Origin of the sequence: Microbacterium wangchenii (assembly GCF_004564355.1) — a bacterium.
Lineage (GTDB): Bacteria > Actinomycetota > Actinomycetes > Actinomycetales > Microbacteriaceae > Microbacterium > Microbacterium wangchenii.
This window is the reverse complement of the sequence record NZ_CP038266.1, coordinates 2,551,785-2,572,162: the sequence shown is the minus strand read 5'-3', so window position 1 is coordinate 2,572,162 and position 20,378 is coordinate 2,551,785. Positions and strand designations below refer to the sequence as shown.

Here is a 20,378-nt window from a genome sequence, read left to right as displayed (position 1 = left end):
CGGCGCCCCGCAACCCGGCGCTATTGGATGCCGTACTCGGCGCACTTGGCGGCCACGTCGCCGGTGCACACCTCGGCCGCGTCCGCATCGCCCGCTTCGATGACCGTGACGACCTCTTCGGGTCCCACCAGCTGAGGTGTGACCGCGATGTACGGCGTGCCGTCCTCGAGTTCCTGGTCGGCCTCGGGCGTCTCGCCGTTCAGGAGGGCGACGGCCACCTCGACGGCGGCGTCGGCCTCCTCCTTGACCGGCTTGTAGACGGTGGCCGTCTGCCACCCCAGGAGGATGTTCTGCAGACCGGCGACGTTGGCGTCCTGGCCCGAGACGGCGACTCCGGTGAGGTTGTTGTTCTGCAGGACCTTGATGACCCCGGCGGCGTTGGTGTCGTTGGCCGCCCACACGCCGTCCACCTGCCCGCCCAGAGACGTCAGCGCCTGCTCGAAGTTGGTCTGCGACTTCGCCTGGTCCCAGATCCCGGGGGGCTCGGCGGCGGGGGTGATGCCCGCGCCCTCCATGACCTCCACGGCGCCCTCCTTGAACATCGCGGCGTTGCCGTCGCTGGGGTCGCCGCCCATGTACACCACGACGGCGGAGGCCGGATCCTTGCCGGCAGCCTCCAGCCCGTCCAGCACCGCCTGCCCCTCCAGTCGGCCGACCTCGACGTTGTCGAACGAGACGTAGTAGTCGGCGCCCGCGAAGGGCCGGTCGTACGCGATGACGGGGATGCCCTCGGCGGTCGCCTTGGCGGCGACGGCTTCGGCGGCGCCCTGGAAGTCGGCCAGCAGCATGACGCCGCACCCCTGTGTGAGCTGCTGATCGGCGATCGTGGAGTACTTGTTCATGTCGCCCTGCGCGTTCTGGATGTCGACGTCGAATCCGGCTTCCTCCAGGCCCTCCTGCAGGTACTTGCGGTCGAAGTTCTCCCACCGCGGAGACGACACCGCGTCGGGGAGGATCACGCACGCCCGGTCTGCAGCCTCTCCGCCACCCCCTTCCGAGGAGCCGCCACCGCCGGACCCGGCACAACCTGCGAGCAGGACCGCCGCCGCCCCTGAGAGCGCTACCACGGCGGACAAGGAGCGTCGGTTCATTTCTGACCCTTCGTCGGTGTGAGGTCTCACCTCGTTCCGCGCACGGCCCCGTGCGTGGTGCACCCATGATGCTCGCGTGGCGGGGCGAGCGCACGAGCGGGAGGTCACGTTTCGGTAACCACTTCCGCCCGGCGGCGGCGTCCCGCCCCGACGCGGTGGGGTCAGGAGGGGCGCGGAACGGCCCGGACGAGCACCACGTGCGACGCCTCGTCCACCTCGACCACGGCCGGGTGGGCCTTGACGAAGTCGGAGAATCCGCGGAATCCGAGCGCCTTCTCACTGAACGCGGGGTCCAGCCGCTTCATGAGGTCCTTCACGGCGGATGCGTGCACCCAGTCGCCCTCGGCGCGCTCCTGCTCCAGCTGCAAGGCCCGTTCGAGGAGGTTCACGGCGGGGTCGCTCGACCGCTTGCGGGCCCGCGGCCGGCTGGGGGCGGCATCCTTCTTCGCGGCGGGCTCGCGGACGACCCCCGGCAGGGAGTCGTACGCGTCGAAGCGGTCGCACGCGGCGGCGAGGGATTTGGCGGTGGAGCCGGCGACGCCGACCCCGACGACGTAGCGACCGAGCCGCTTGCAGCGCTGCGCGAGCGGGACGTAGTCGGAATCGCCCGCCACGATCACCACGTGCGTGAGGTCGGGCAGACGGAACATGTCCTCCACCGTGTCGACGGCGAGACGGATGTCGGCGCCGTTCTTGGCGTACGCGGCGGCGGGGAACAACTGCACGAGGTCGACCGCGCGGGCGACGAGCTGCGTGCGGTACTCGGCGTTGACCGGCGCCGACCAGTCGGCGTACGCGCGCGTGAGCACGAGGGTCCCGAACGACGCGGCGTAGTCGATGATCGCGCCCACATCGATCGTGGCCGAACTCAGCCGCTCGGCGATCTCCGGATCGGTGGGCTTCTCGGCGATGCGCGAGCGGTCGCGCGAATAGGCGTTGCGCCCGTGCACCCGGTCGTACCAGGACATCACGATGTTGTCGAAGTCGAGGTAGACGGCGACGCGGGCAGTGTGGGAATCGGGCATGCTCTCCAGTCTGACGGGTCAGTGCTCTCCCGGATACCGCAGGCCGATCTCCGCCCGCACCCGGTCGAGGGTCCGCATGATCTCCACCGACTCCGCGAGGGGGAGGACGTCGCCGCTGAGCCGGCCGGAGGCGACGAGTTCTTCGACGTGCTGCGCCTGGAACTGCTTGCCGCCGCCCGCCACGGAGTTCTCGTACCGCTCGACCACGGTGCCGTCGGCGGCCACCACCTGGAACGACGTGGGCGTGTACCAGACGCGGTCGATGTCGATGCGGGCCTCGGTGCCGACGATGCTCGCCCGGTTCGGGCCGGCCCCGCGCGAGGAGGACAGCGTCGTGGACAGCGCTCCGGACGCGTGGGTGAAGATCGTGGCGACCTCGGTGTCGGCGCCGGTGTCGGCGAAGCGCGCGCTCGCGGCGATCGTGACGGGCGCCCCGAGGATGTCGTGCACGAAGGAGATCGGATAGATCCCCAGGTCCAGCAGCGCGCCGCCGCCGAGGGCCAGGTCGTTCAACCGGTGGGAGGGGTCGGTGGGGAGTCTCTGCGTGTGCTCGGCCGTGACGGTGCGGATCTCGCCGAGCGTGCCGGCTGCGACGATCTCGCGGATGCGGGCCATGTGCGGCAGGAACCGGGTCCACATCGCCTCCAGCGCCACGAGCCCGCGCTCCTCCGCGCGCTCGCGCACGCGCTCGGCCTCGTCGCCGGTGAGGGTGAAGGGCTTTTCCACCAGGACGTGCTTGCCGGAGTCCAGCGCGAGGAGGGCGTTCTCGGCGTGGGCGGGATGCGGGGTCGCCACGTAGACGATGTCGACCTCCGGATCGGCGACGAGCGCCTCGTACGACCCGTGCGCCCGCGCCAGGCCGAACTCGCGCGCGAAGGCCTCGGCCGACTCCGCCCGACGGGATCCGACCGCCGTGACCAGGTGCCCGGCGCCCTGGAGCTCGCGCGTGAAGGAGTGGGCGATGCCGCCGGTGGCCAGGATCCCCCAGCGAAGTCTGCTCATGCCCCGAGCGTACCGACGGTTCTAGGCTCGTCGCGTGACCCCGACCGACCGCTTCCGCGAGTTGCTGCGCATCCCCACCGTCTCCTACGCCGACGCCACGCGGATCGATCCCGACGCGTTCGCGAGCTTCCGCGCGGCGCTGGAGCGCCTGTACCCCCGTACGCACGCGCGGCTCGAGCGGGAGATCGTCGGCGACGGCGCCCTGCTGTACCGCTGGCCGGGGTCGGCGTCGGAGGAGCCGCTCGTGCTGATGGCGCATCAGGACGTCGTGCCGGTGGTGCCGGGGGAGTGGGGCCATGCCCCCTTCGACGCCGACATCGTCGGCGAGGGGGAGGACGCATCCATCCACGCGCGCGGCGCGATCGATGACAAGGGCGCGCTGGTGGCGATCCTGGAGGCGGTCGAGGCGCTGCTGCAGGAGGGGGTGACGCCGCCCCGTGACGTGTACCTCGCCTTCGGTCACGACGAGGAGACGCGCGGTACGGGCGCACAGGCCCTCGCGGCGCTGCTGCGCGAACGCGGCGTGCGGCCCGGGCTCGTGCTGGATGAGGGCGGGGCGGTCGTCACGGGCGTGCTCCCCGGGCTGTCGGCACCGGCAGCCATGATCGGGGTCGCCGAGCGCGGCATCGCGACCTTCGTCCTCACCGCGCGCGAAGCCGGCGGCCACGCCTCCACCCCACCGCGCATGCCGGCCACCGCTCGCCTGGCCCGCGCGGTCGACCGCATCCGCCGCCGCCCGTTCCCCGTGCGCCTGGCACCGCCGGTGCGCGCACTGCTGGCCACCGCGGCACCCCATGTCGCCCAGCCGCTGCGGAGCGTGTTCGCCTCCGCCGGCGTGCTCGCGCCCGTGCTCACGCGCGTGCTCGCGGCGCTCGGACCCGAGACCAACGCGCTCGTGCGCACGACCGCCGTCGCGACCGAGCTCACCGGCGCGACGGGACGCAACGTCCTGGCCACCACGGCGCGGGCGTGGGTGAACGTGCGCCTGGTGACCGGCGACAGCCTGGAAGCGGCGGAGCGGCACCTGCGTCGTGCGATCGGCGATCCTCTTGTGGAGATCGAGGTGGAGGACGGGTCCGAACCCTCACCCGTGTCGCCGTGGCGCGGTGAGGCGTGGCGACGGCTCGCCCGCACGGTCACGGCGACCCTCGGCGACGAGGTGGTCCCGCTGCCCTACGTCCAGCTGGGAGCCAGCGACAGCCGCTGGTTCACCGCGCTCACCGACACGGTGTACCGCTTCACCCCGTTCCGGCTCTCGCGCGCCGAACGCGACGCCCTGCACGCCGCGGACGAGCGCATCGGCGTCGAGGTGTGGCTGCGGGGGATCGGGTTCTACCGCGAGCTCATCATCGCCCGGTAGCCGGCCGCCGCGGCGGTTCGTCCGAGACTCCCAGGAGGAACGCCGCGATGTGCGCGGCGGGAGCCTCCAGCGCCGGGCCGGAGCCGAAGCTCCATGCGGCGTCCGTGGCTCGCACGGTGTGCCCGCGCACCGCGGCGCGCCGATCGGCGGGAGCGGCAGCCGACGCATACAGCGCCGCCGCGCCTGCCGTGTACGGGTCCACTCCGGGCTCGGCGGACAGATCCCGCGCGAGCCGCAGGAGCGCCTCGACCCCGGCGGCCAGTTCACGGATGCTGCGCCGGCGACCGGCGCGCACCTGCTGCGCGGCCGCCCGCAGGCGCTCCGGCGCCGCGCCCGGGGCGGCCTCCGCCCGCAGGCGCGCGACGGCCAGGAACGACTCGGCGAGGGCCGGAGCGGTGTCCGCGGCGTCGGCCGTCAGATCGGCGATGAGATCGGCGGCGCGGTCCACGACGTCGGCGAGCGCGCCGCGCCGGTCGCCCGACACGGACGTGTCGTCGCCGTGACCGCGCTGACTCAGCGGGAGGTGGCGCGCGAAGTCGGACACGCGCACAGTGTAGGCATGTGACAAGCGTGTGACAGAATCCCTCCGAACGATCGACTCGTGTGACTGTCACATCCGGCCACCTCGAGTCGCCGGGATCGGTGCCGAGGGGGCGGTGTGAGCGAGGACGCGAACGGGCGCCGCCCGAGCATCCGCGACGTCGCGCGCCTGGCCGACGTGTCGCACCAGACCGTCTCGCGCGTCCTGAACAACCACCCCAGCATCCGCCCGGAGACCCGCGCGCGGGTGCTCGAGGTGATGACGCGGCTGCAGTACAGCCCCAACCGCGCCGCCCGGGCGCTGGTGACCTCGCGGTCGCAGACGATCGGGATCCTCTCCGCCTCCAGCACGCAGTACGGTCCGGCCTCCAGCATCGCCGCCATCGAGGCGGCGGCGCGGGCGCGGGGGTACTGGGTCAGCACCGCCAACATCGATGCGCGTCAGCCGGACTCCATCGCGCAGGGTCTGCGCCACCTGACGGCCCAGTCCATCGAGGGGCTCGTCGTCATCGCGCCGCAGGTGCGGGTCATCCGGGCGATCGCCGCCCAGCAGCTGGACGTGCCGTACGTGACGCTGCAGTCCACGGTGCTGGATCCCGGGCACACCCTCTCGGTGGATCAGATCGCCGGTGCACGCCTGGCCACACGGCACCTGATCGAGCTCGGCCACCGTGAGATCTACCATCTCGCTGGCCCGCAGGACTGGGTGGAGGCCGAGGCCCGCATGCGCGGTTTCCTCGAGGAGATGTCCGCGCAGGACCTTCCCACCACGGCGCCGATCCTCGGGGACTGGACCGCGGATTTCGGCTACTACGCCGGCCGCGAGCTGCTGCGCGTGCGCGATTTCACGGCGATCTTCTCCTCCAACGACCAGATGGCGCTGGGGTTGCTGCACGCCGTGCGGGATGAGGGGCTCGACGTTCCCGGCGACATCAGCATCGTGGGGTTCGACGACATCCCCGAGGCCGCCCATTTCGCGCCGCCCCTCACGACCGTCCGGCAGGATTTCGGCGAACTGGGGCGTCGCTGCGTCGACCTCCTGCTGGGCACGGCGGATCCGTCCGCGGAGCCGGTGAGCGCAGCGATCGAGCCGGAACTGATCGTGCGCGCCTCCACCGGGCGTGCCGTCGCGCTCTGACCGCCGTTACCGGAATGAGACCGACGGTTCTGGCCCCGCCCCCCGCAGGTATGGCTATAGTTTCTCGATGTGAACGGTCACATGGCCGTTCGACGGTTGACGAAGGAGTCCGACGGAATGCCCACGACCCACTCCGATGGCCAGGATGCGTACGTCGTGAGCGCGCGCACCGAAGTGGCGGTCGCACGCGCACGCGCCGAGGTCGCAGCGCTGCACGGTGAGCTCGTCCGCTACGGCCTGGTCGTGTGGACCGGGGGCAACGTGTCCGCCCGCGTGCCCGGTGCCGAGCTCTTCGTGATCAAGCCGTCGGGGGTGTCGTACGACGACCTCGCCCCCGAGAACATGATCCTGTGCGATCTGGACGGCGCGGTGATCCCCGGAACGCCCGGCAGTGACCGGTCACCGTCGAGCGACACCGCCGCGCACGCCTACGTGTACCGCAACATGCCGGAGGTCGGCGGCGTCGTGCACACGCACTCCACCTTCGCCACGGCATGGGCCGCGCGCGGTGAGGAGATCCCGTGCGTGATCACCGCTATGGCGGATGAGTTCGGCGGGCCGATCCCGGTCGGCCCCTTCGCGATCATCGGCGACGACTCGATCGGCCGCGGAATCGTCGAGACCCTGCGCGGTCACCGCTCGCGCGCGGTCCTCATGCAGAATCACGGGCCGTTCACGATCGGCTCCAGTGCGCGCGATGCCGTCAAAGCGGCCGTGATGCTCGAAGACGTCGCCCGCACCGTCCACCACGCCCGGCAGGGCGGGGAGCTCCTCCCTCTCCCGCCCGAGGCGATCGACCGGCTCTTCGACCGTTACCAGAACGTCTACGGCCAGCAGTCGCACAACTGAATACTCCACACCACGACGAAGACGTCCCATGAAAGGACACCCAGTGAAGGCGAAGAAGGTTCTTCTCGCAACGATCGCCGCCGGCGCGCTCATGCTCTCGGCCTGCAGCGGCGGGGGCAGCGGCAGCGGCGACAGCGGCGGCGGTGACGGCGGCCTCATCGGCGTCGCGATGCCCACCAAGAGCTCCGAGCGGTGGATCCAGGACGGCAACGCCGTCAAGGAGACGCTCGAGGAGCAGGGATTCACGGTCGACCTGCAGTACGCCGAGGACGACATCCCCACCCAGGTCTCGCAGATCGAGAACATGATCACGAAGGGTGCCGAGGCGCTCATCGTCGCCTCGATCGACGGCACGACGCTCTCGGAGGTGCTGCAGAACGCGGCCGACGCCGACATCCCCGTCATCGCCTACGACCGCCTCATCCGCGACTCGGAGAACGTCGACTACTACGCCTCGTTCGACAACTTCCTCGTCGGACAGCAGCAGGCGTGGTCGGTGCTCGCAGGCCTCGGCCTGTCCGACCTGGAAGGCGAACCCGCCGCCGACGCGCCGGCCGGGCCTTTCAACATCGAGCTGTTCGCCGGATCGCTCGACGACAACAACGCGACCTTCTTCTGGGACGGCGCCATGAGCGTGCTGGAGCCGCTCATCGACGACGGCACCCTCGTGGTGCAGTCGGGCCAGACCGACATCGAGCAGGCGGCAACGCTGCGCTGGGACGGCGAGACGGCCCAGAGCCGCATGGAGGACATCCTCACCGCCAACTACTCCGACGGCACGCAGGTCGACGCGGTGCTCTCCCCGTACGACGGCATCTCGCGCGGCATCATCTCCGCCCTCACCGACGCCGGCTACACCGTCGGCGAGGAATGGCCCGTCATCTCCGGTCAGGACGCCGAGGTCGACTCGGTCAAGGCGATCCTCTCGGGTGAGCAGTACGCGACGATCTTCAAGGACACCCGCGAGCTCGCGAAGGTCGCCGCCGACATGGCGGTCGCCGTCCTCGAAGACGAAGAGCCCGAGGTCAACGACACCGAGACGTACGAGAACGGCGTGAAGGTCGTGCCGTCCTACCTCCTGTCGCCGGTCCCGGTCGTCGCCGACAACGTCGAGCAGTCGCTGGTGGACACCGGCTACTGGACCGCCGAGGAGCTCGGCCTGTAAGGTCCGATCCGCTCCGGCGATGGACGGGGGCTCCGGTCCCCGTCCATCGCCACGGCTCACACAGCCCATCCACGAGGAAGTCGGAGACGTGTCAGAGAACATCCTGGAGATGCGCGGCATCACCAAGACCTTCCCGGGAGTGAAGGCCTTGTCGAACGTCACGCTCGCCGTGCGGTCGGGGGAGATCCATGCGATCTGCGGTGAGAACGGCGCGGGCAAGTCCACGCTCATGAAGGTGCTGTCGGGCGTGTACCCGCACGGCACCTACGACGGCGAGATCGTGTTCGCGGGCGAGGAGGTGCAGTTCCGCAGCCTCCGCGACAGTGAGGCCAAGGGGATCGTCATCATCCACCAGGAGCTGGCGCTGAGCCCCTACCTCTCCATCGCCGAGAACATCTTCCTGGGCAACGAGCGCACCAACGCCGGGCTCATCGACTGGAACAAGACCAACTTCGAAGCGGCGAAGCTGCTCAAGCGCGTGGGGCTGCGCGACAACCCCACGACCAAGATCAGCCAGATCGGCGTCGGCAAGCAGCAGCTCGTGGAGATCGCCAAGGCGCTGTCCAAGGACGTCAAGCTCCTCATCCTCGACGAGCCGACCGCCGCCTTGAACGACGAGGACTCCGCCCACCTGCTGGAGCTCATCCTCCAGCTCAAGGAGGAGGGCGTGACCTCGATCATCATCAGCCACAAGCTCAACGAGATCAAACGCGTCGCCGACAGTGTCACCGTCATCCGCGACGGCAAGTCGATCGAGACGATCGCCAAGGCCGAGGTGACCGAGGACCGCATCATCAAGGACATGGTGGGCCGCGACCTCGAGCACCGCTATCCCGACCACGAACCGCAGATCGGCGAGGAGCTGCTGCGCGTGGAGGACTGGACGGCCCACCATCCGCAGGACCCGTCCCGCGTGATCGTCGACAAGGTGTCCCTCACCGTCCGGGCGGGGGAGATCGTCGGGATCGCCGGGCTCATGGGTGCCGGCCGCACCGAGTTCGCGATGAGCCTGTTCGGCCGCAGCTACGGCACGCGCATCTCCGGCCGGGTGTTCATGCGCGGCAAGGAGATCAAGACCCGCACGGTGTCCGAGGCCATCGACCACGGTCTCGCGTACGCCACCGAGGACCGCAAGACCTACGGCCTGAACCTCATCGAAGACATCAAGCGCAACATCTCGATGGCATCGCTGCGCAAGCTCGAGAAAGGCGGGCTCGTCAACGACAACGAGGAGTTCCGCGTCGCGAACGAGTACCGGCGCGACCTGAACATCAAGGCGCCCAGCGTCCTGGCCAGAACCGGCAAGCTCTCCGGCGGCAACCAGCAGAAGGTCGTGCTGTCGAAGTGGATCTACTCCGACCCCGACGTGCTGATCCTGGACGAACCCACGCGCGGTATCGACGTGGGCGCGAAGTACGAGATCTACACGATCATCAACCGGCTGGCGGCCGAGGGCAAAGGCATCATCGTGATCTCCTCCGAGCTGCCCGAACTGCTCGGCATCTCCGACCGCGTGTACGCGCTGTCGGAGGGGCGGATCACCGGCGAGCTGCCCATCGACGAGGCCACGCCCGAATCCGTCCTCAAGCTCATGACCATGGAGAACCCCCGCTGACGGGCGTTCCGGGAGAAGCGAAATGACACTCACCAACAGCACCCCCACCGAGGCCGTCGGCGCGAACATCAACCCGCCCGAGAACCGGTTCACACGGTGGTTCACGCACCTGCTCACCGACCTCGGCCGCAACGGCATCTTCATCGCGCTCATCGCGGTCGTGGCGCTGTTCGCGATCCTGACCGACGGCATCCTCCTGCGGCCGCAGAACATCTCCAACCTGGTGGTCCAGAACGGCTACATCCTCGTGCTGGCCATCGGCATGGTGATGGTCATCATCGCCGGTCACATCGACCTGTCGGTGGGATCGGTCGCGGCCTTCGTCGGCGCGCTGTCGGGCGTGTTCGCGGTGAAGATGGGGATGCCGTGGTGGCTGGCCATCCTGCTGTCCCTCCTCATCGGCGCCCTCGTGGGTGCGTGGCAGGGGTTCTGGATCGCCTACGTCGGGATACCCGCGTTCATCGTGACCCTCGCCGGCATGCTGATCTTCCGGGGTCTCGCCCTCGTCGTCCTGGGCAACGCCAACATCGGGTCGTTCCCGACCGAGTACCGGGCACTGGGGAACGGATTCCTGTCGGGGTTGTTCGGCGAGACCGAACCAGACCTCTTCACCCTCGCCATCGGGGCGGTGGCCATCGTGGCCCTCGTCGTCCAGCAGCTGCGTACGCGCGCGGGCCGCGCCAAGTACGGCCAGGAGGTCGAGCCCCTCGTATGGGTCATCGGCAAGCTCGTGCTCGTGGCCGCGGCCATCGCGTTCTTCACCTACTCACTCGCGTCGTACAAGGGCATCCCCGTGACCCTCATCGTGCTGGCCGCTCTCGTGATGATCTATGGGATCGTCATGAACCGCACGGTGTTCGGCCGTCACATCTACGCCATGGGCGGCAACCGGCACGCGGCCGAGCTGTCGGGCATCAAGACGCGGCGCGTGGACTTCTGGCTGTTCGTCAACATGGGCTTCCTCGCGGCGCTGGCCGGCCTCATCTTCACCGCGCGACTCAACCTCGCCGGCCCGAAGGCCGGCGACGGGTTCGAGCTCGAGGCCATCTCTGCCGCGTTCATCGGCGGGGCCGCGGTGCAGGGCGGCGTCGGCACGATCGGCGGCGCGATCATCGGTGGCCTCATCATCGGCGTGCTCAACAACGGCATGTCGATCCTGGGCATCGGCATCGACTGGCAGCAGGCCGTGAAGGGTCTCGTGCTGCTGCTGGCCGTCGCCTTCGACGTCTACAACAAGCGCCGCTCCGGCAACTGAGCCCGGTCAGGGCAGCAGGACGATCTTCCCGTCGGTGCCCTCGGCGACCATGCGCTGGGCGTCGGGGGCATCGGACAGCGGCAGGGCGGGGCCGAGCTCGACCGAGAACGCGCCGGCGGCCACGAGGCCGAGCGTCACGGGGATCGCCTCGCGCCGCCACGCGGCCTCCTGGGCGGTCAGCGGACGCGGGCTGCCGCCGCGGAACGCCCGGATCCCGAGCTCGTCGGCGTCGGCCCCGCGGACGAGCGTCACGATGCGCGAGCGGTCGGCGACGAGCTCCAGCGGGGTCTGCACGGCCTCGTCGGTGCCGACGCAGTCCAGCGCCGCCGTGATCCCCTCCGGCGCCGCATCCCGCACGCGGTCGGTGAGCCCCTCGCCGTAGGGCACCGTCGTCGCGCCCAGCTCCCGTACGCCCGGCGCGCGCCGGTCCGAGGAGGTCGCGATCACGCGCGCGCCCCACAGCACGGCGTACTGCACGGCGGCGCGGCCCACCGCGCCGGATCCGCCGTGGACGAGGAGGGTGTCGCCGGGGCCCACCCGCAGCGACCGCAGCGACTGATAGGCGGTCCCGGCGGGGACCCCGAGCGCCGCCGCCTGCGCCGCACTCACCGAGGGCGGGCGGGGGACGACGGATGGGGCGGGCACGATGATCTCGTCGGCATACGTGCCGAGGGTGTCGAAGACGGCCACCGGCAGGCCGGGGCGGAAACCGTCGACCTCGGGGCCGACCTCGACCACGACGCCCGCGCCGTCCGCCCCGGTCCGGCGCGGCTCGTGGATGGGCGGGCTCGCACGGCGACCCGAGCGCAGCTTCGCGTCGACGGGGTTGACCCCGGCGGCTTCGACGCGGATCCGCAGCTGGCCGGGGCCCGGCCGGCCCGAGGGGATCTCGACCATCCGCAGCACCTCCGGTGCTCCGAACTCGGTGTACACGACGGCGTGCGGCATGGCGTCCCCTTTCCGCCGCCGAGCCTACCCGCGCGCGGCCGGGGTCCCCGCCTCGCGCAGGGCCTTCGCGATCCGCTGCGGGGAGACCGCCTCGGCGGTGCCCAGGCGCTGCGCGAACAGGCTCACGCGCAGCTCTTCCAGCAGCCACCGCGCATGCACGAGGCCCGCGGGGGCGCCGGGGGCGGGCGGGATCGTCCCGCCGGCTTCGGTGTAGGCCGCGGCGGCGCGTTCGTACTCGTTCTGCCGCTGGCGGTCGCGTCCCGGGTTGTCGGGGAGACTCTGCAGCCGCTCCAGCGCCCCGGCGAGGTACCGCGGTACGTGGGCGAGGCGCGCGAGGCCGATCGCGGAGACGAAACCGGGGAAGACCAATCCGCCCAGCTGCGCCCGCACGTCGCCGAGCGCGCCCAGGAGCGCCATCGAGGTCTGCCCCTTCAGCGCGCGGTCCACCTCCCGGGCCGCCGTGAGCACACGGGCCGCGAGCGACACCGCGGCGAAGGTGTCGTCCACCACGACGGCCGACAGGCGATCCCGCACCGCCTCGAAGGCCGCGCGCGTGCGGACGCCCGCCTCGCGCTCGAGCACCGCATCGGCCACAGCTCCCCGGGCGTCCTCGATGAGCGCCTTCGCGTTCGGATACGGGGATGCGGCGAGGGCGAGCTTCTCCGTCGAGGTGAGGTGCTCCAGCACATAGGGGGCGGGGGAGGCGACGGCCAGGAGGAGCAGGCGTCGCACGCCCGCGCGGGTGAGGCGCGCCGCATCCGCGGGTGTCGCCTCCAACCGCAGCGACACGCTCGCGCCCTCGTCGACGACGGCGGGGTAGCCGCGCACGACGCCTCCGGCCACCCGGGTGTCCACGACGTCGGGGAGGTCACCGAAGTCCCAGTCCGTCACACCGGTGCGTGCGGGGAAGGCGGCCGCAGACCCCGGCGCGGTCGCCGCCGCGACCCGCGCCGAGCTCCGCTCGATCGTCGCGGCGACGCTGGAGCGGGCGCGGTCGGCCAGGCGCGCCTGGAGGGCGGCGAGGTCGCGGTCGGTGCCGGCGGTGCGTCCGCGCGCGTCGACGGCGCGGAAGGTGGGCAGCAGGTGGCTGGGCACGCGTTCGAGGTCGAAGTCGGTCGCGCGCACCGGCTGGTTCGCGACCCGCTGCACCTGCGTGGCGAGGGCTTCCACCAGGCTCATCGCGGGGAGCCCGTCGGTGTCCTCGGGCCCGCGGCCGACCAGCTCGGCCGAGAACCTCTCGGCCCAATCGGCGGCGGGCACGACGTTGCGGCGGATCGCCTTGGGCAGGGCGCGCAGCAGCGCCGTCACGAGCTGGTCGCGCAGCCCGGGCACCTGCCAGTCGAATCCGTCCGGCCGCAGCTGGGCCAGGAGTGCCAGCGGCACGAGCACCGTGAGGCCGTCGTCGGGGGCGCCAGGCTCGAAGCGGTACGACAGCGACAGGGTCTGATCGCCCTGGCGCCACCGGGAGGGGAAGCCGCGGTCGTCGGCGCGCGCGGCGTCGCCGGTGAGGTCGGCCTCCGTGAGATCGAGCAGGTGCGGGGTCCGTGCGGCGGCGTCGCGCCACCACCGCTCGAACGAGCGCACGTCGAAGACGTCGGCGGGGACGCGGGCGTCGTAGAACGCGAACACCGCTTCGTCGCCGACGAGGATGTCGCGGCGGCGCTCGCGCTCCTCGATCTTCTCCAGCCGCCGGCGCTGCTCGGCGTTGCGGCGCAGGAACGCCGTGAGCCGCTTGTCCAGGGCCGCCGCATCCCACTCGCCCTCGACGAGCGCGTGGCGCAGGAACATCTCGCGCGCGAGCGGCCGGTCGAAGCGGGCCAGCTGCACGCGCCGGCGCGGCACGATCTCCACGCCGAACAGCGTGATCTTCTCGTAGGCCGAGGCGGCGCCGGCGCTCTTGGACCAGTGCGGGTCGCTGAGCGACCGCTTGGCGAGGTCGCCGGCGAGGTCCTCAGCCCACGCGGGATCGATCGCGGCCACGGTGCGGGCGAACAGACGCGAGGTCTCCACGAGTTCGGCGGCCATCACCGCGTGCGGCCGCTTCTTCCGCAGGCCCGAGCCGGGGAAGATCGCGAAGCGCGCGCCCCGCGCTCCGATGTACTCGCCCTTGCTCGGGCGGCCGTCGCCGGGCGACTTCGGCGTGCGGCGGTCTTTCGGCGGGTTCGCGGTGCGCGCGTCGAGGATGCCGATCTGCGACAGCAGCCCGGCGAGGATCGCCCGGTGGATGGCGTCCCCGGCCTCGTGCCCGTCCGGCCCGGCCTCGCGCGAGGAGCGCGGCCCCCCGAGCACGCTGCGCAGCTGCCGGTGCACGTCCACCCACTCGCGCACGCGGACGTAGTTGAGGAATTCGCTGCGGCACAGGCGCCGGAAGGCGCTGGAGCCGAGCTCGGCCTGCTTCTCCTGCAGGTGGTTCCACAGGTTCAGCAGGGTGAGGAAGTCGCTCGTGGGGTCGGTGAACCGCGCGTGCAGGCGGTCGGCCTCCTCCCGGCGCTCCTCCGGCCGTTCGCGCACGTCCTGGATCGACAATCCCGCGACGATGGGCAGCACCTCGCCGAGGGTGCCGTTGTCGCGGGCTTCCAGCAGCATCCGGGCGAAGCGGGGGTCTATCGGCAGGCGTGCGATCTCGCGGCCGATTCTCGTCAGTCGCGGGCTCTCGCCGCTGCGGCCCACGGTGATGGCGCCGAGCTCGGTCAGCAGATCGCTCGCGGCCTTCACCCCGCGGGAATCGGGCTTCGTGAGGAAGGGGAAGGCTGCGATGTCGCCGAAACCGAGCGCAAGCATCTGCAGCAGAACCGACGCGAGCGACGTGCGCAGGATCTCCGGCTCGGTGTACTCCGGCCGCCGGGTGAAGTCCTCCTCCGAGTACAGGCGGATCGCCACGCCCGGGGCGGTGCGGCCGGCGCGACCCGAGCGCTGCTGCGCGGAGGCCTGCGAGACCGCCTCGATCGGCAGACGCTGGATCTTCGAGCGGGCGCTGTACCGCGAGATCCGCGCCGTGCCGGTGTCGACGACGTACCGGATGCCGGGGACGGTCAGGCTCGTCTCGGCGACGTTGGTGGCCAGGATCACCCGCCGCCGCACACCCGCCACGCGGGACGGCTCGAACACGCGGTGCTGCTCGGCGGCGGACAGGCGTCCGTACAGGGGGAGCACCTCGGTGGGCGCGGCGTCCTTGGCGTACGCGCCGCGCACGGCGTCGGCGGCGTCGCGGATGTCCGCCTCGCCGGGGAGGAACACCAGCACGTCGCCGGGCGGCTCGCGGTCGAGCTCGCGCAGCGCCGTGACGATGCCGCCCACCTCGTCCGCGTCGTCCTCGGCCGCGCCCTCCGGCACGAGCGGGCGGTAGCGGATGTCGACGGGGTAGGTGCGGCCGGACACCTCCACGATGGGCGCCGGAGCGCCTGCCGCATCCGCGAAGTGCGTCGCGAAGCTCTGCGGGTCGATCGTCGCCGACGTCACGAGAACCTTGAGGTCGGGCCGCTCGGGCAGGATGCGGCGGAGGTAGCCGAGGAGGAAGTCGATGTTGAGCGAGCGCTCGTGGGCCTCGTCGATGATGATCGTGTCGTAGCGGCGCAGCAGCCGGTCGCGGTGGATCTCGTTGAGCAGGATCCCGTCGGTCACGAGCGCGACGCGCGTGTCGGCGGAGACGTTGTCGGTGAAGCGCACCTTGTAACCCACCGTGGTGCCCAGCGGCACCTGCATCTCCTCGGCGATCCGCTCGGCGATCGTGCGCGCGGCGATCCGGCGCGGCTGCGTGTGCGCGATGTGCGTGCGGCCGAGCTCGAGGCAGATCTTCGGCAGCTGCGTCGTCTTGCCCGAGCCGGTCGCACCGGCCACGATCACGACCTGGTGGTCCCGAATGGCGCGCGCGATCTCCTCCCGGGCGGCGCTGACGGGCAGCTCCGGCGGGTACGCGATCACGGGTTCGGGCGAGGACACAGCCTTCGATCGTATCCCGCCGCCGCCCCGCCCTGCCCGCCGCATCCCGAGACACCACATTCCGGCTGAGACGCCATGCGTCGCCCGGTGTCTCAGTCGGAATGTGATGCCTCGCCTGCGGGGGTGACGTCAACCCCCGCTCGCGGCGGCGGGCGCGGCTCCTAGGCTGAGGGCATGACGATTCCCATGGTTGCGCTCAACGACGGCAACAGCATCCCCCAGCTCGGCTACGGTGTCTTCCTGGTTCCGCCGGATGACACCGAGCGGGCGGTCACCGAAGCACTCGAGGTGGGATACCGCCACATCGACACCGCCGCGATCTACGGCAACGAGAAGGGCGTGGGCGCGGCGATCGCCGCCAGCGGGATCCCGCGCGACGAGCTGTTCATCACCACGAAGCTCTGGAACGACCGCCACGACGGCGAAGAGCCGCACGCGGCCATCGCCGAGAGCCTGGAGAAGCTCGGCCTGGAGCAGGTGGACCTCTACCTCATCCACTGGCCCACCCCGGCGAAGGACAACTACCTCCACGCGTGGGAGAAGATGATCGAGATCCGGGATGCGGGGCACACGCGCTCCATCGGCGTCTCGAACTTCCTCGTGCCCCACCTGGACCGCATCGTCGAGGCCACCGGCGTCACCCCCGTCGTCGACCAGATCGAGCTGCACCCGGCCTACTCGCGCAGCGACATCGTCGAGTGGGGCGCGGCGCACGACATGCACATCGAGTCGTGGGGGCCGCTCGGGCAGGGCAAGTACGACCTGTTCGGCATCCGCGCCGTCGCCGAGGCCGCCGCCGCGCACGGCAAGACGCCCGCCCAGGCGGTGCTGCGCTGGCACATCCAGCGCGGGTTCATCGTCTTCCCCAAGTCGGTGCGCCGCGAGCGCCTGGAGGAGAACTTCGACATCTTCGACTTCGAGCTCAGCGACGCAGAGATGGCCGCGATCGACTCCATCGACCCGCAGGACGGGTCGGGCCGCGTCGCGTCGCACCCGGATGAGGTGAACTGAGCTGAACCGCCTCGCGAACGCCTCCAGCCCCTACCTGCGGCTCCACGCGACCAACCCGGTCGCGTGGTACCCGTGGGGCCCGGAGGCGTTCGCCGAGGCGCAGCGCCGCGACGTGCCGGTGCTCGTGTCGATCGGGTACTCCACGTGCCACTGGTGCCACGTCATGGCGCGGGAGTCCTTCGCCGACGACGCGACCGCCGCGATCATCAACGACGGATTCGTGGCGATCAAGGTCGACCGTGAGGAGCATCCCGACGTGGATGCCGCGTACCTCGACGCCGCGTCGGCGTTCACGCGCAACCTCGGCTGGCCGCTGACGGTGTTCACCACTCCCGGCGGCGCGGTGTTCTACGCGGGGACGTACTGGCCGGACGAGGCGCGCGGGGGGATGCCGGCCTTCCGTGACGTGCTCGCCGCGGTGCGCGAGGCGTGGACGCAGCGGCGCGGCGAGGTCGAGCGCACCGGCGAGGCCCTGCGCCAGGCGATCGCCGAGGCCGCGACGCCCGGCGCCGACGCGCCGCCGTCGCTGGCGGAGCTCGCCGCCGCCGCACGCGGGCTCGTCGCCGCCGAGGATCGCGAGTTCGGCGGATTCGCCGCGGGCCTGGGGATGGAGACGCCGAAGTTCCCCAACGTCCCGGTGCTGCGCTTCCTCGCGTGCGAGGCGCTCGCCGAGGCCGCTCCGGAGTCGGCGGACGTGGCGCGCCGGGCGCTGCGGGCGATGGCCGCCTCCGAGCTGCACGACCCCGTGGACGGCGGCTTCTTCCGCTACGCGACCCGCCGCGACTGGACGGTGCCGCACTACGAGCGCATGCTCACCGACAACGCCGGGCTCATCGATGCGGCCCTGGATGCGGGGGAGGAGGACATCGCACGTGACGCGGCGCGGTTCCTCGTCGAGGTCCTGCAGCAGCCCAGCGGCGGGATCGCCGCCGCACAGGACTCCGAGTCGATCATCGACGGCGCCCGCAGCGAGGGGGGCTACTACGCCCGCGATGCCCAGGGTCGCGCAGGGCTGCAGCCCCCGGCGCTGGACGGCAAGATCGTCACCGGGTGGAACGGGCACGCGATCGCCGCACTGGCCCGCGCCGGCACGGTGCTCGGCGACGAGCGGCTCCTGGAGGCCGCGCGGTGGGCGGCGGACGCGGTGCTGGAGACCAACGTCGGCCCCGACGGGATGCTGCGCCGTGCGTCGCTGGATGAGATCGTCTCCTCCGCCCCGGCCACCCTTGAAGACTACGGCGGCCTCGCGCGCGGCCTGCTGTCCCTCGCGCTGGCGACGGGAGAGCCGGCGTACGCCGTGCGCGCCCGCGAACTCGTCGACGCGTGCGTGGGTGAGGACGGCACGATCGTCGTCCCCGGCGGCGGGGATCCGGTGCTCGTGGCGCAGGGGGTGCAGGCCGCCGGCGTTCCGAGCGACGGTGCCGCTCCCTCGGGGCCGTCGGCGCTCGCCGCCGCGGCGCTCGCGCTGTGGCAGGCCGGCGCCGGCGAGCGCTACCGCTCCGTCGCCCTCACGCTCGTCCAGGCCGCCGCCCCCGCCGCCCTCGCGGCCCCCGTCGCGCACGGCGCGCTGCTGGAAGTCGCCGCCGGGCTGGCCGAGGCGCCTCACCAGCTCGTCGTGGTCGGCGACCCGGGGTCACCGCTGGCGCAGCGCGCCCGTCGCGTCCGCGTCGACATCCTCGCGCTGATCTCGCCCGAGCAGGCCGAGTCCCTCGCGGCGGCGGGGCTGTCGCTGTTCGAGGGGAAGACCGCGCTGGAGGGTCGCGCCACCGCGTACGACTGCCGCGGGTTCGCGTGCCGGCTCCCCGTGAGCGATCCGGAGGACCTCGGCTAGATCCACGTGATCATCCAGTTGTGCAGCTGCCAGAACTGGTAGGGCACCGGCAGACCCGTCCACACCGGATACCAGAAGGCCGAGACGAGCGTCACCACGACGAGGAAGACCACGACCACGCGCTGCCCGCTGAGCCGACGGGGCAGGGGAGCCGTGGGCGGTCCGGCGATCTCCCGCAGCGCGAAGGTCAGTGCGAACAGGAGGAAGGGCACCATCACGACCGTGTAGAACTGGAAGATCGTGCGGTCGGGGTACAGCAGCCACGGTCCGTAGGTGGCGGCCAGGCCGGTCAGGACGAACGCGTAGCGCCAGTCCCGCGCCACAACGAAGCGCACGGCGAGGAAGACGACCGCGGCCACGCCCGCCCACCAGGCGACGGGGTTGGGCAGGCTCGAGATGGACTCGGTGCATCCCGCCGGCAGTGCGCAGCCGGCGGTGCCGGCGGCATCCTGCTGCCAGTGCATCGAGGTCGGCCGCACCAGCAGGGGCCACTGCCACGCGGGGCTCGCGTACCCGTGCGGGGTGGTGAGCCCGACGTGGAATGCGTAGATGGACTGGTGGTAGGCCCACAGGTTCTGCAGTGCCAGCGGCACCCATGCCCACACCCCGGTCGCAGGAGCGGCGTCCACGGCGTGCCGCGAGTAGCCGCCGTCGCTGGCGAGCCAGCCGGTCCACGACGCCACGTACACGACCGCGGCGATGGGGACCAGGAGCAGGAACGATGCCGGCCCCTGCCGCAGCGCCGCGTCGGCAGGCCACATCCGGATGCCGGCGCGGCGGCGGGCGAGCGCGTCGGTCACCACCGCGTACAGGCCGATGGCGGCCAGAACGTACAGCCCCGACCACTTCACCGCCGTGGCCGCCCCCGCCGCCGCACCGGCCGCGACCAGCCACGGGCGGGCCCACAGGACCGGCCCCCACCTCACGGCCGGCGGGTCTCCGGCGCGCGCGGCGGTCAGCGCAGCCAGGCGCGCGAGCGATCCCCGGCGATCCAGCGCCGTGAACCAGAACGCCAGGAGGACGAAGAAGGTCAGGATGCCGTCCAGCAGCGCGATGCGGCTCATCACGATCGCGACCCCGTCGATGGCGAGGAGGAACGCGGCGACCGTCGCGAACAGGCGCGACCGGGTCAGGCTGTGGGCGAGGAGGTACAGCACGAGCACGCTCGCGGTGCCCAGGACCGCCACCGAGAAGCGCCATCCGGTGGAGGAGTCCGGGCCGAACAGTGCCATGCCCGCGCCGATGAGGATGCGGCCCAGCGGCGGGTGCACGACGTAGCTGCCGGTGGCGGTGAAGATGTCGGTCTCGCCGGCGACGAACCTCGCGTCCGCGTCCGCGGGCCAGGTCGCCGGATAGCCGAGCACCCACTGGCTCCAGGAGTCCTTCACGTAATACGTCTCGTCGAAGACGATCGACTCCGGATGCCCCAGCCCTGCGAACCGAAGCACGCCGGCCAGGAGCGTCACGAGCAGCGGCGCGAGCCACGCGTACAGCCGCGATCGGGCGGGGTCGGCGTGCACCCGGGCGCGCCACCGCTCCAGCCGCGTCGAGACCGCTGCGGGCGGCGGATGCTCGGCGGTCGACGTCACGCGCCCAGCCTAAGCTGGGG

General features: G+C 71.7%; 15 protein-coding genes. 8 read left to right on the top strand and 7 right to left on the bottom strand.

Going from position 1 to position 20,378, the window contains the following annotated elements:
- Nucleotides 1–20: 20 nt before the first annotated feature.
- From E4K62_RS12395 to E4K62_RS12385, 3 genes are all read right to left on the bottom strand, one after another.
- The gene (locus E4K62_RS12395) at nt 21–959 is read right to left on the bottom strand and encodes a substrate-binding domain-containing protein (RefSeq protein WP_240742686.1); all 939 of its coding nucleotides are present in this window, start codon (nt 957–959) and stop codon (nt 21–23) included.
- 293 nt (nt 960–1,252) lie between these two features.
- Complete coding sequence (locus tag E4K62_RS12390) at nt 1,253–2,116, bottom strand: NYN domain-containing protein (RefSeq protein WP_135067873.1); 864 nt, start codon at nt 2,114–2,116, stop codon at nt 1,253–1,255.
- Nucleotides 2,117–2,134: 18 nt separating this feature from the next.
- Nucleotides 2,135–3,118: a Gfo/Idh/MocA family protein gene (locus tag E4K62_RS12385; RefSeq protein WP_135067871.1), complete on the bottom strand. Its 984-nt coding sequence runs from the start codon at nt 3,116–3,118 to the stop codon at nt 2,135–2,137.
- 34 nt (nt 3,119–3,152) lie between these two features.
- Here E4K62_RS12385 and E4K62_RS12380 point away from each other — a divergent pair, with 34 nt between their 5' ends.
- On the top strand, nt 3,153–4,478 hold the full coding sequence (locus E4K62_RS12380; protein ID WP_135067869.1) for a M20/M25/M40 family metallo-hydrolase: 1,326 nt from the start codon (nt 3,153–3,155) through the stop codon (nt 4,476–4,478).
- Here E4K62_RS12380 and E4K62_RS12375 read toward each other — a convergent pair.
- Nucleotides 4,465–5,022, bottom strand: coding sequence for a hypothetical protein (locus E4K62_RS12375; protein ID WP_135067867.1), 558 nt, complete (start codon nt 5,020–5,022; stop codon nt 4,465–4,467). The two genes, E4K62_RS12380 and E4K62_RS12375, sit on opposite strands and share 14 nt — an antisense overlap.
- A 114-nt stretch (nt 5,023–5,136) precedes the next feature.
- Between E4K62_RS12375 and E4K62_RS12370 the strand changes: the two genes are divergently transcribed.
- The 5 genes from E4K62_RS12370 to mmsB all read left to right on the top strand — a co-directional run bounded on the left by E4K62_RS12370 (nt 5,137) and on the right by mmsB (nt 11,040).
- Entirely contained in the window at nt 5,137–6,156 is a 1,020-nt protein-coding gene (locus E4K62_RS12370) for a LacI family DNA-binding transcriptional regulator (RefSeq protein WP_135067865.1), read from the top strand.
- A 117-nt stretch (nt 6,157–6,273) separates the two neighbouring features.
- Nucleotides 6,274–7,005: an L-ribulose-5-phosphate 4-epimerase gene (locus E4K62_RS12365; RefSeq protein WP_135067863.1), complete on the top strand. Its 732-nt coding sequence runs from the start codon at nt 6,274–6,276 to the stop codon at nt 7,003–7,005.
- A gap of 43 nt (nt 7,006–7,048) precedes the next feature.
- Nucleotides 7,049–8,170: a multiple monosaccharide ABC transporter substrate-binding protein gene (gene chvE / locus E4K62_RS12360; RefSeq protein WP_135067860.1), complete on the top strand. Its 1,122-nt coding sequence runs from the start codon at nt 7,049–7,051 to the stop codon at nt 8,168–8,170.
- Nucleotides 8,171–8,258: 88 nt separating this feature from the next.
- The gene (gene mmsA / locus E4K62_RS12355) at nt 8,259–9,785 is read left to right on the top strand and encodes a multiple monosaccharide ABC transporter ATP-binding protein (RefSeq protein ID WP_135067858.1); all 1,527 of its coding nucleotides are present in this window, start codon (nt 8,259–8,261) and stop codon (nt 9,783–9,785) included.
- Nucleotides 9,786–9,807: 22 nt separating this feature from the next.
- Complete coding sequence (gene mmsB / locus E4K62_RS12350; protein WP_135067856.1) at nt 9,808–11,040, top strand: multiple monosaccharide ABC transporter permease; 1,233 nt, start codon at nt 9,808–9,810, stop codon at nt 11,038–11,040.
- Between the two features lie 6 nt (nt 11,041–11,046).
- On the opposite strand, the gene E4K62_RS12345 is transcribed toward mmsB, so the two are convergent.
- A complete protein-coding gene (locus E4K62_RS12345; RefSeq protein ID WP_135067854.1) occupies nt 11,047–11,988 on the bottom strand; it encodes an NADP-dependent oxidoreductase in 942 nt (313 codons plus the stop codon).
- A 24-nt stretch (nt 11,989–12,012) separates the two neighbouring features.
- Entirely contained in the window at nt 12,013–15,972 is a 3,960-nt protein-coding gene (gene hrpA / locus E4K62_RS12340; RefSeq protein ID WP_167747784.1) for an ATP-dependent RNA helicase HrpA, read from the bottom strand.
- Nucleotides 15,973–16,101: 129 nt separating this feature from the next.
- On the opposite strand from hrpA, the gene E4K62_RS12335 reads away from it, so the two are divergent.
- Both E4K62_RS12335 and E4K62_RS12330 read left to right on the top strand, forming a co-directional pair.
- Nucleotides 16,102–16,938, top strand: coding sequence for an aldo/keto reductase (locus tag E4K62_RS12335; protein WP_135067850.1), 837 nt, complete (start codon nt 16,102–16,104; stop codon nt 16,936–16,938).
- A gap of 1 nt (nt 16,939) precedes the next feature.
- Nucleotides 16,940–18,769, top strand: coding sequence for a thioredoxin domain-containing protein (locus E4K62_RS12330; RefSeq protein ID WP_135067848.1), 1,830 nt, complete (start codon nt 16,940–16,942; stop codon nt 18,767–18,769).
- Here E4K62_RS12330 and E4K62_RS12325 read toward each other — a convergent pair.
- Entirely contained in the window at nt 18,766–20,358 is a 1,593-nt protein-coding gene (locus tag E4K62_RS12325; protein WP_240742685.1) for a dolichyl-phosphate-mannose--protein mannosyltransferase, read from the bottom strand. The genes E4K62_RS12330 and E4K62_RS12325 overlap by 4 nt on opposite strands.
- Between the last annotated feature and the right edge of the window lie 20 nt (nt 20,359–20,378).